Genomic DNA, 11,094 nt, shown 5'->3' with positions numbered 1-11,094 from the left:
ATACGGGTACGACTCCGAAGGGGCCGCGGGCGCGGGGACGTGCACCGCTACGCGGCGTGCGTGAACCGGTCCCGGTCCCCGCTCACCCGCCCCTCGGTGTCGTCCCGTCCGCTGCTGCGGGCGGCGCGGCGGTGGAGGGCCGCCTCGCGTACGAGGCGCTCGTGGGCGGCGCGGCGGACTCGTTCGGCGCCGTCGAGCCGGTGCAGTTCGTAGTGGTACATGGTCTTCTCCCTGATGCCCTGCCCCGGTCGGGGCCACGGCTCCTTGCCGTGGCCCCGACTCTCGTCCGCGAGGGGGTGCCGGCGCATCGGGCATGTGCCGCATCTCCACCGCCCGGGGGCCTTAGTCCCGGGCGGCGGATGCCTCAGGGAGCGGGGCGTCTGCCTCAGCCACCCGCCTGAGGCAGGGGGACGACGAGGTCGAGGTACATGCCCGCGGAGACCAGGACACCGAGGACACCCAGTGCGACGCCGGCCAGGGCGACGGAGCGGATCCAGGCGGGCCGGGGGTGCGCGGTGGGTGCGCCGAAAGCGGGCCGGACCAGGACGAAGGCTCCGACCAGCAGGGCCAGAAGGGCGAACAGGCCGTTGACGAAGGCGGTGCTGTGCCAGGCGTCGCCGTAGATCTCGGAGATCTGCTGGGCCGCGCTGCCGCCGCCGGAGGTCTTGATCTGGCCCATCAGCGTTTCGCGCTCGGCCACGACCCGGCCGGTCCAGGCCCCGGTGAGGGAGACGATGCCGAGGCCGGCGGCCACTACGGCCGCGGCGCCGGATCCGGCCGAGGCCTGGGAGCCGGTCTCGCCGTGGGGGCCGGGCTCCAGGCCCTCGTCCTCGTCGTCGTCCCCGGAGGCGTCGTCCCCCGGTGCGGCCGCGGAACTCTTCGCCGGGCCCTGTACGGCCCCGCCGTCCGTGGCCGCTTTCGCGGCCGGGTTCGCGGTGACGTCGTCCTTCGTGACGTCCTCGGTGGCGTTGCTGGTGGCGTCCTTCGTGACGTCCTCGGTGGCGTCGTCGGTGGCGGGAGAGGTCGTTGCGGGGGTGGTCTTCATGCGGTGCACGCTAGGGGCCCCGTATGAGAGGCCCCTTAACGCGCCGCCCGCCACTCGTCGGCCAGTACGGCCCAGATCTCCTGGTCGTGCCGTTCGCCGCGGTAGAGGTTCGCCTGGCGCAGTACGCCCTCGCGGGTCATGCCGAGCCGCTCGGCGGCCGCGGTGCTGCGGGTGTTGGCGGCGGACGCGACCCATTCCACGCGGTGCATCCCGCGCGTGTCGAAGGCCCAGTCGATCAGCCGCCGTGACGCGCGGTTCACCAGACCGCGCCCCTGACCGGCCGGCTCCAGCCAGCAGCCGATCTCGCAGGTGCCGCTCCGCGCGTCGAATATCCGGAACAGGACACCCCCGACGAGCGTGCCCTCCAGCCAGATCCCGTAGATCCGCCCGGTGTCGGCGGCCTGCTTGTCCGCGTAGCTCCGCAGCAGTGCCCGGGCGGAGTCCAGGTCGGCGGCGGCGGCCGCGAAGGGGATCCAGGGGTCGACCAGGCCGCGCGCCCGGTCCATGTGGGCGAGGAACTCCTCCGCCTGCCAGGGTTCCAGGGGGCGCAGCTGCGCCCCGTCGTCGCCCAGGGACACCGCGAACATGGTGTGACTCCTCGCTTCAGTGGACGCGCTGCGCGACGGGCCGGTCCGCGTCGCCGGTGCGCTCCCCCGGGATCTTCGCACGGGCCGTCGGCAGGTCCGGCGGTTCGATGCTGATGCGGGGGAGCAGCCGGTCGAGCCGGGCGGGCAGCCACCAGTTGGCGCCGCCGAGCAGGTGCATCAGGGCGGGCACCAGCAGGGTGCGCAGGACGAAGGCGTCGAGGGCCACGGCCGCGGCCAGCGCGATGCCGAACATCGCGATGACACGGTCGCCGCTGAGCACGAAGGCGAGGAAGACGGCGATCATGATGACCGCGGCGGAGTTGATCACCCGCCCCGTCTCGGCGAGGCCGACCCGGACCGACGTGCGGTTGTCCCCCGTCTCCAGCCACTCCTCGTACATCCGGCCGACCAGGAAGACCTGGTAGTCCATCGAGAGCCCGAAGAGCACGGAGACCATGATCACCGGCAGGAAGGGCTCGATCGGGCCGGCGTTGCCGAGGCCCAGCAGTTCGCTGCCCCATCCCCACTGGAAGACGGCGACGACGACACCGAAGGAGGCGGCGACGGCGGCCACGTTCATCACGGCGGCCTTCAGCGGAATGGCGAGGGAGCGGAAGGCCAGCAGCAGGAGCAGGCAGCCGAGTCCGATGACCACCCCGACGAAGAGGGGAAGTTTGCCGACGATGACCTCGGCGAAGTCGTCGTAACCGGCCGTCACCCCGCCCACCTGCACCTCGAGCGAGGTGTTGGCCCGGGCCTGCGGCAGGACGTCGGTCCGTAGCCGGTCGACGAGTTCACTGGTCAGCTGCGACTGCGGAGCGGAGTCCGGGACCACGGTGACGAACGCCGTGTCACCGCTGCTGTTGTACGTCACCGGGCTCACCGAGGCGACGCCGCCGATGCCGCGCAGCGTGGCGGGCAGACCGTCCAGGGCGAGCCGGTCGTCGGCTCCGTCGAGGTGGGCGGCGATGGTCAGGGGGCCGTTGGCCCCGGGGCCGAACCCTTCGGCGAGCAGGTCGTACGCCTGCCGGGTGGTGGCCGCGGCCGGGTTGTTCCCCTGGTCGGAGCTGCCCAGGTGCAGGTCGAGAGCAGGCAGCGCGATCACCGCCATGACGGCCGCGGCGACCGCTCCGAGGAGCTTGGGGTGCCGCTCGACGAACCCGGACCATCGGGCGGCGAAGCCGGTGGTCCGTTCCGGCCTCGGCCCGTGCTCGGCGAGCTCCCTGCGCTCGCGCCGGCTCAGGGCCCGCATGCCGATGAAGGAGAGCAGGGCGGGAAGCAGGGTCACGGAGGCGGCGACGGTCAGCACCACGGTGAGCGCGGCGGCGAGGGCGACGCCGTCGAGGAAGCCGAGCCGCAGGACGAGCATGCCGAGCAGGGCGACGCAGACGGTGGCTCCGGCGAAGACGACGGCGCGCCCGGTCGTGGCGACGGCGTTCTGTGCCGCTTCGTGGACGGACAGGCCGCGGCGGAGGCCCCGGCGGTGCCGTGTGACGATGAACAGGGCGTAGTCGATGCCGACGCCGAGCCCGATCAGCATGCCCAGCATCGGCGCGAAGTCGGCGACGGTCATCACGTGGCCGAGGAGCGCGATACCGGCGTAGGCGGTGCCGACGGAGACCAGGGCGGTGGCGACGGGCAGCAGGCTGGCGGCGAGGGATCCGAAGGCGAGGAAGAGGACGACCGCGGCCACGACCACCCCGATGGCCTCGGCGAAGTGGACGGACGGCGCCTCGGTCAGCGCGATAGCGGCGCCGCCGAGCTCGACCTGCAGCCCGTCGCGCTCGGCCGCCTTCGCGGTGTCGACGACGGCCTGGACCTGTTCCTTCGGGATGTCGTCGGTGCGGCGGTCGAAGGTGATCGTGGCGTACCCGGTACGGCTGTCGGCGCTGATCTGCCCGGTGCCGGCCGCCCCGTAGGGTCCGCTCACGTCTCCGACGCCCGGCAGCGCCTCGATCCGGTCGAGGGTGCGGGTCATCGTCCGCTCGATGCCGGCAGCACGGACGGTGGAGCCCGTCGTGTGCCAGACGACGGTGTCGGTGTCGCCGCCCAGGTTCGTGAAGCCCTCCGTCAGGATGTCGCCGGCGCGGCCCGCCTCGGTGCCCGGGACCTCGTAGTCGTCGGTGTACGCGGAACCCGCGAAGCCCGCCGCCGTGGCGGCGCCACCCAGGGCGAAGAGCCAGATGAGGACGGCGGCGAGGCGGTGCGCGAGGCACCAGCGTGCGATGGCGGCCAACGGACGTGCTCCTGAGGGTTCGTGGACACTTGTCCGGAGTTGACGTGCCGAACCCTGGAAAAGCCTCACATGACCTGAGAGAAACCACTCTGGCAGTCAGATGTGATCCTTTGTCCCTTTCGTGGCCATGGTCACACTGCTGGACTTCTCACCCACCACTCCCCGGCGCCTCTCCAGCCCCTCCGCCCCGCTCCCCCGCGCCGCCTCCCGCGGTCGGGGGTCAGCCCGAGACGCTGGCCCTGCCGTTCTCGATGTGTCCCATCAGCCGGCGGCGGAACGACTCCTCCCCGTCGGCCGTCACCGCGAGGTCGTACCAGCCGTGCGCGTCGGCCGCCGAGTGCACCACCGTACGGCTGCGCCCGGGCTTCACCTTGACGGTCCGGCTCCAGTCGCGCAGGTCGTCCTCGTCGACGTACCCCAGCGGCCGCACGGTGAAGGTCAGTGTGCGCCTGCCGTGGTTGCGCAGTGTGAGGTGCAGGTCCCGTTCGCGGGCGTCGATGCGGGAGGAGACCTCGGCGCCGCCGTCGGCGGCCCCCTCGAACTCCCGCCGGAAGCCGTTCGGCCCGGTGACCGTGAAGCGGTACCCCTCGCCGGTCAGCGGCACCGTCCACCGGCCGGTGCCCCGGACGTCCTGGTGCTGGGGAGCGGGGAACTCGTTCGCGTAGGGGTAGAGCGCGAAGTGCGCCGAGGAGCGGCCGGTGTTGCTGAGAGCCACCAGGAGGCCGCCGTCCGCGCGCCGCGCCTCCGCGTCCGGCTGGTACGGCAGGGGCCTGGCCGGGCGGGTCCCCGGCTCCTGGACGGGCATGTGCTGGACGGCCGGCGGCCGGGGCTGCCAGCGTCCGCCGAAGGGCGGGATCGCGCCGGGGAGTCCCGTCTCCGGCCGGCGCCGCGCCCGGGTGAAGTCGAAGGCCGAGGTGAGGTCGCCGGTCACCTTGCGCCGCCAGTCACCGATGTTGGGCTCCCGCACCCCCGTCCAGCGCTCCAGGAGGCGGATCACGGAGGTGTGGTCGAAGACCTCCGAGCAGACGTATCCGCCGACCGTCCACGGGGAGACCACCAGCATGGGCACCCGCACGCCGAGACCCGTGGGCCTGCCCTCCCATTGCTCCTCGGTCACCTCCGCGGGGGCGACCGGCGGCGGAACGTGGTCGAAGAAGCCGTCGTTCTCGTCGTAGTTGATGAGGACGACGGTGCGCCGCCACACGTCGGGGTGCCGGCCGAGGGCGTCGAGGATCTTGTATACGACCGTCGCGCTGTGCACCGGCGAGGAGACGCTCGGGTGCTCGGAGTCCACCGCCGAGGGGACCAGGTAGGAGACCTCGGGCAGCGTCCCCGCCGCCACGTCCTTGGCGAACTCGTCGGCGAGGGTGCCCGTCTCGACCCGGCGCAGCCCCCGCTCGAAGAGGCTGCGCTCGGCCGGGGTCAGGGTGGCGACGCCCTGCTCCAGCAGTCCCAGCAGCCGCTCCCGCTCGGCCGGCGCGTCAGCGTCGCGCACGGTGGCGTAGAAGGACTCCATGTAGGTGTGGCCGCCGGTCCTGGCCAGCGCCTTGCGGGCGATGGCCTTGAAGGTGGTGAAGAACTCGATCTGGTTGTCGGTGAAGTTCTCCCACTCGGTGTACGTCCTCCAGCTCCGCCCGGCCTTCTCCAGCCGCTCCGCGTAGGTGCCCCAGTCGTACCCGGGGTGGGTGCCCTCGTCGTACGCGTCGTTGCCCACGGCCCGCTTGCCGTTCGCCTCGTCGCCCGTTCTGCCGCTCCACAGGTGGTTGCGGTTCGGGCTGGTGGAGGTGTGGATCGAGGAATGGTAGGCGTCGCAGACGGTGAAGGTGTCGGCGAGTTCGTAGTGCAGCGGGATGTCGCGGCGGTCGTAGTACGCCATGGTCGCGGCCGTCTTCGCGGAGACCCAGCCGTTCATCCAGCCCCCGGCCCAGGCCTTGGCACCCCCGCTCCAGGAGTGGTCGAGGGCCCCGATGTACTGGAGGTCCTTCTTCTGCGCCTCGGCGGCCTCGCGTACCGGGAACGGCAGGACGGTGCCGCCCAGCGGGCCGGGCTGCGCGAAGACCGGCTTGCCGGAGGGCAGTTCGACCGCGTTGCGGTCACCGAAGCCGCGCACCCCGCGCAGGGTCCCGAAGTAGTGGTCGAAGGAACGGTTCTCCTGCATGAGGATCACCACGTGCTCGATGGCGTCCAGCCCCGCGGCGCCGGGTCCGGCGGCGGGCTGCGCGGCGATCGCGGCCTGGAGCGAGGGGGGCAGGAAGGATCCCGCCGCCGCGGCGCCGAGTGCGCCGCCCCCGAGCGCGAAGAGCCGTCGCCGTGTCATGTGCGTGGTCAAGTGAGCCTCCCGATTCCGTTCCTACGGCGGGAAACTAATCGCGGCGGGTGGCGGCGGGAAGACCGCCGTACGGCCTGCCGGTGAACGTCGGTCCGGTCGCCGGGCAGCCCGCGCGCCGGCCCGCAGGTCACGCCCCGAAGAGGCGCAGGGCACCCCACAGCGCAACGGTCGACACCACCAGCGTCGCCGGTACGGTCAGCAGCCCGAGCCGGGTGAAGAGGCCGAGTTCGACGTCGGTGCCGTGGGCGTGCAGGATGCGGCGCCACAGCAGGGTGGCCAGGGAGCCGACGTAGGTGAGGTTCGGGCCGATGTTCACCCCGATCAGTGCGGCGAGCAGCGGTCCCGGGCCCGCCGCGGCGACGACCGGCAGGAGCGCCAGGACGGCGGGCAGGTTGTTGATCAGGTTGGCCAGTACGGCGGCCACCGCGGCGACCGCCAGCAGCTCGGGCAGCGAGGAACCGTCCGGGAGGATCCGGCCCACCCAGTCGCCCAGCCCGTGGTCCACGACGGCTTTGACCACCACGCCCAGGGCCAGCACGAAAAGGCAGAACAGCACGTTGGCCGACCGTGCCACCCGGGCGACCGTCGTCCTGCGCTGCGCCAGCGCGCGGACCGCGAGGACCGCGGCTCCGGCGAGAGCCGCCCACAGCGGCTCGGCGCCCGCGAAGGAGGTGACGACGAAACCGGTCAGGGTGAGGACGAGGACGACGAGCGTGAAGACCGGGAAGCCGGGCCGGGCCTCCCCCGGCTCCGGCGTGTGCGCGCCGGCCAGCAGGTCGGCGGCGAAGACCCGGCGGAAGACGAGGTACTCGACGGCGACGGCGGCCAGCCACGGCAGGGCCATGAGCGCGGCGAAGCGGGTGAAGGAGAGCCCGCTCGCGGTGAACGCCAGCAGATTGGTCAGGTTGGAGACCGGGAGCAGCAGGGACGCCGAGTTGGCGAGGTGCGCGCAGGCGTAGACGTGCGGGCGGGGGCGGGCGCCGACACGGACGGCCGTGGCGAGGACGACCGGGGTCAGCAGCACGACCGTGGCGTCCAGGCTCAGTACGGCGGTGATCCCCGCGGCGACGGCGAACACGCCGCCGAGCAGGGGCCCGGTCCGGCCGCCGCAGGCCCGTGCGACGAGGTCCCCGGCTGCAGCGAACAGGCCCTCGTCGGCACACAGCTGGGCCAGGACCAGGATCGCCGCGAGGAATCCGACCACCGGCAGCAGGCTCTCCACCTGAGCTCTGGCCTCGTCGAACGGCACCACCCCGGCCGCGACGACCAGGACCGCCGCCGGAACGGCCACAGCCGCCTCCGGCCATCCTCTGGGGCGTACCACAGCGCACGCCAGCACAGCGAGGAGTAGCACGGCGGACAGGACGCCGGCGGCGACGGTGTTCAGGTCGGACTCCGGACCGGGGAGAGGGGCGGGCGAGGGGACGACAGGTGGCCGGGCGGGGACGGGGGACGGAACGGGCCGGGGGCCGGCCGGGCCGGGAGGGGGCCGGCGACGGGGCCAGGGGCCGGGACGGGCGACGGGGGCACAGGTGCCGGGGCGGGGCGTGCGAGGAGAACCACCCGGTGGAAAACAGGCGGGCGACGCACCCGGGTCACGGGTGCGCCGCCCCCAGGGCCCGGCAGGGTCAGCCCTCGACGCCGAGCTTCTCCAGGATCAGCTCGCGCACACGCGCCGCGTCCGCCTGACCGCGGGTGGCCTTCATGACGGCACCGACGAGCGCGCCCGCGGCGGCGACCTTGCCACCGCGGATCTTGTCGGCGACGGCCGCGTTGGCGGCGATCGCCTCGTCGACGGCCGTGCCCAGCGCGCCCTCGTCCGAGACGACCTTCAGGCCGCGCTTCTCGACGACGGTGTCCGGGTCGCCCTCGCCCGCGAGGACACCCTCGATGACCTGGCGCGCCAGCTTGTCGTTGAGGTCACCGGACGCGACGAGCGCGGCCACCCGGGCGACCTGCGCCGGAGTGATCGGCAGCTCGTCGAGGCCGCGGCCGGTCTCGTTGGCGTTGCGGGCGAGCTCGCCCATCCACCACTTGCGGGCCTGGTCGGACGGGGCCCCCGCGTCCGTCGTCGCGACGATCAGGTCGACGGCGCCGGCGTTGAGGATGGACTGCATGTCGTGCTCGCCCACACCCCACTCCTCCTTGAGCCGCTGACGCCGCAGCCGGGGCAGCTCGGGAAGTCCCTTACGGAGCTCCTCGACCCACTCGCGGGACGGCGCGACCGGTACCAGGTCGGGCTCGGGGAAGTAGCGGTAGTCCTCGGCGTTGTCCTTGATGCGGCCGGCCGTGGTGGAGCCGTCCTCCTCGTGGAAGTGCCGGGTCTCCTGCACGATCGTGCCGCCGGAGTTCAGCACCGCGGCGTGGCGCTGGATCTCGAAGCGGGCGGCACGCTCCACGGAACGCAGCGAGTTGACGTTCTTCGTCTCGGAGCGCGTACCGAACGTCTCGGTGCCGTGGGGGCGCAGCGACAGGTTGACGTCGCAGCGCATCTGGCCCATCTCCATCCGGGCCTCCGAGACGCCGAGCGCCTTGATGAGCTCGCGGAGCTCGGCGACGTACGCCTTGGCGACCTCGGGGGCCCGGGCGCCGGCGCCCTCGATCGGCTTGGTGACGATCTCGATGAGGGGGATACCCGCGCGGTTGTAGTCCAGCAGCGAGTGGGACGCGCCGTGGATACGGCCGGTGGCACCGCCGACGTGCGTCGACTTGCCGGTGTCCTCCTCCATGTGGGCGCGCTCGATCTGCACGCGGAAGATCTCACCGTCCTCCAGCTGGACGTCCAGATAGCCGTTGTAGGCGATCGGCTCGTCGTACTGGGAGGTCTGGAAGTTCTTCGGCATGTCCGGATAGAAGTAGTTCTTCCGGGCGAACCGGCACCACTCGGCGATCTCGCAGTTCAGCGCGAGACCGATCTTGATGGCGGACTCGACGCCGATCTCGTTGACGACCGGCAGCGCGCCCGGCAGCCCGAGGCAGACCGGGCAGGTCTGCGAGTTGGCGTCCTGCTTCAGCTCGGTGGAGCACCCGCAGAACATCTTGGTCCTGGTGCCGAGCTCCACATGGACCTCGAGGCCCATGACGGGGTCGTACGTCGCGAGGGCGCCCTCGTACGACTCCAGGTCGATGACAGTCACGGTGAAACTTTCCCTCTCAGCCCAGCAGGACGTCGTCGTCGCCGAGACGCTTGAGTTCGCGGTAGAGAATCGCCATACCGGTCACGATCGCGGCGGCGGACACGGCGGCGTCGATCAACCGCAGGGTGTCGTTCTCCTGGCGGGCCAGCCTCGCCTGCTTGACGACGCTGAGTGCGCCGAAGGCGGTGGTGCCCAGCGACACGTAGACGCCGGACTTGGACTTCTTGAAGTTCTTGGCCTTCTTTGCCATTGCGCTCATAGTGACGGAGCCTCCTCAAGCAGCGGGTGCCCCCACTTTTCCACGAATGCGGCCTCGACGGCGGCTCCGACCTTGTAGAGCCGGTCGTCCTTCATGGCGGGGGCGATGATCTGCAGCCCGACCGGCAGGCCGTCCTCCGGAGCCAGACCGCAGGGCAGCGACATGGCGGAGTTGCCGGCGAGGTTGGTCGGGATGGTGCACAGGTCCGCGAGGTACATCGCCATCGGGTCGTCGGCGCGCTCGCCGATCGGGAAGGCGGTGGTGGGCGTCGTCGGCGAGACGATCACGTCCACCTGTTCGAACGCCTTCTCGAAGTCCTGGGTGATGAGGGTGCGGACCTTCTGCGCCGAGCCGTAGTACGCGTCGTAGTAGCCGGAGCTCAGGGCGTACGTACCGAGGATGATGCGGCGCTTGACCTCGTCACCGAATCCGGCCTCGCGGGTCAGCGCGGTGACGTCCTCGGCGGAGCGTGTGCCGTCGTCGCCGACGCGCAGGCCGTAGCGCATGGCGTCGAAGCGGGCCAGGTTCGAGGAGCACTCGGACGGCGCGATGAGGTAGTACGCCGACAGGGCGAGGTCGAAGGAGGGGCAGTCCAGCTCGACGACCGTGGCGCCGAGCGACTTCAGCAGCTCGACCGACTCCTCGAAGCGCTGGACGACACCGGCCTGGTAGCCCTCGCCCGAGAACTGCTTGACGACGCCGACGCGCATGCCCCGTACGGAACCGTTGCGCGCCGCCTCGACGACCGGCGGGACCGGGGCGTCGATGGAGGTCGAGTCCAGCGGGTCGTGCCCGCCGATGACCTCGTGGAGCAGGGCCGCGTCCAGGACCGTACGGGCGCAGGGGCCGCCCTGGTCGAGGGAGGAGGAGAAGGCGACCATGCCGTAGCGGGAGACGCCGCCGTAGGTCGGCTTGACGCCCACGGTGCCGGTGACGGCCGCGGGCTGGCGGATGGAGCCGCCGGTGTCCGTGCCGATGGCCAGCGGCGCCTCGAAGGAGGCGAGCGCGGCGGAGGAACCGCCGCCGGAGCCGCCCGGGATACGGGTGAGGTCCCAGGGGTTGCCGGTGGGGCCGTACGCGCTGTTCTCGGTGGAGGACCCCATGGCGAACTCGTCCATGTTGGTCTTGCCGAGGATGACGACGTCGGCGTCCCTGAGCTTCCGGGTGAGCGTCGCGTCGTAGGGCGGCACCCAGCCTTCGAGGATCTTCGAACCGACGGTGGTCGGCATGTCCCGCGTGGTGAAGATGTCCTTCAGCGCGAGCGGGACGCCGGCCAGCGGGCCGAGCTTCTCGCCCGCCTCCCGCTTCGCGTCGACCGCGCGGGCCTGCGCGAGCGCGCCCTCGCGGTCGATGTGCAGGAAGGCGTGGACCTTCTCGTCGATGGCGTCGATCCGGGCCAGGTGGGCCTCGGTGACCTCGACGGCGGTCAGCTCGCCGGAGGCGATCTTCTCGGCGATCCCGGCCGCGGTGAGCTTGATGATGGTGCTGTTGTCCGTCATGG

The 11,094-nt window shown here is 72.0% G+C and carries 9 protein-coding genes; all 9 read right to left on the bottom strand.

The annotated features are described in order from the left end of the window. Positions 1–47: 47 nt before the first annotated feature. Positions 48–221 (bottom strand): hypothetical protein, encoded by a 174-nt coding sequence (locus ACH4VO_RS02780; RefSeq protein WP_360984212.1) that lies wholly within the window; start codon positions 219–221, stop codon positions 48–50. Between the two features lie 164 nt (positions 222–385). Further along, positions 386–1,054 (bottom strand): hypothetical protein, encoded by a 669-nt coding sequence (locus ACH4VO_RS02775; protein ID WP_398440851.1) that lies wholly within the window; start codon positions 1,052–1,054, stop codon positions 386–388. Between the two features lie 26 nt (positions 1,055–1,080). Next, complete coding sequence (locus ACH4VO_RS02770; RefSeq protein ID WP_360984206.1) at positions 1,081–1,632, bottom strand: GNAT family protein; 552 nt, start codon at positions 1,630–1,632, stop codon at positions 1,081–1,083. A gap of 16 nt (positions 1,633–1,648) precedes the next feature. After that, positions 1,649–3,868: an MMPL family transporter gene (locus ACH4VO_RS02765; protein ID WP_360984203.1), complete on the bottom strand. Its 2,220-nt coding sequence runs from the start codon at positions 3,866–3,868 to the stop codon at positions 1,649–1,651. 220 nt (positions 3,869–4,088) lie between these two features. Then, positions 4,089–6,197 (bottom strand): phosphocholine-specific phospholipase C, encoded by a 2,109-nt coding sequence (locus ACH4VO_RS02760; RefSeq protein ID WP_360984200.1) that lies wholly within the window; start codon positions 6,195–6,197, stop codon positions 4,089–4,091. A gap of 127 nt (positions 6,198–6,324) precedes the next feature. Continuing rightward, complete coding sequence (locus tag ACH4VO_RS02755; RefSeq protein WP_360984357.1) at positions 6,325–7,584, bottom strand: SLC13 family permease; 1,260 nt, start codon at positions 7,582–7,584, stop codon at positions 6,325–6,327. A 241-nt stretch (positions 7,585–7,825) separates the two neighbouring features. Beyond that, entirely contained in the window at positions 7,826–9,334 is a 1,509-nt protein-coding gene (gene gatB, locus ACH4VO_RS02750) for an Asp-tRNA(Asn)/Glu-tRNA(Gln) amidotransferase subunit GatB (protein WP_360984197.1), read from the bottom strand. A gap of 16 nt (positions 9,335–9,350) precedes the next feature. Next, positions 9,351–9,593 (bottom strand): hypothetical protein, encoded by a 243-nt coding sequence (locus ACH4VO_RS02745; RefSeq protein ID WP_069170543.1) that lies wholly within the window; start codon positions 9,591–9,593, stop codon positions 9,351–9,353. After that, on the bottom strand, positions 9,590–11,092 hold the full coding sequence (gene gatA / locus ACH4VO_RS02740; RefSeq protein ID WP_360984193.1) for an Asp-tRNA(Asn)/Glu-tRNA(Gln) amidotransferase subunit GatA: 1,503 nt from the start codon (positions 11,090–11,092) through the stop codon (positions 9,590–9,592). Before gatA ends, ACH4VO_RS02745 begins: the two co-directional genes overlap by 4 nt. Between the last annotated feature and the right edge of the window lie 2 nt (positions 11,093–11,094).

Source organism: Streptomyces sp. NPDC020780 (assembly GCF_044334475.1).
Taxonomy (GTDB): Bacteria; Actinomycetota; Actinomycetes; order Streptomycetales; family Streptomycetaceae; genus Streptomyces.
Note: the sequence above shows the minus strand (reverse complement) of the source record. Positions and strands in the feature narration are given on the sequence as shown.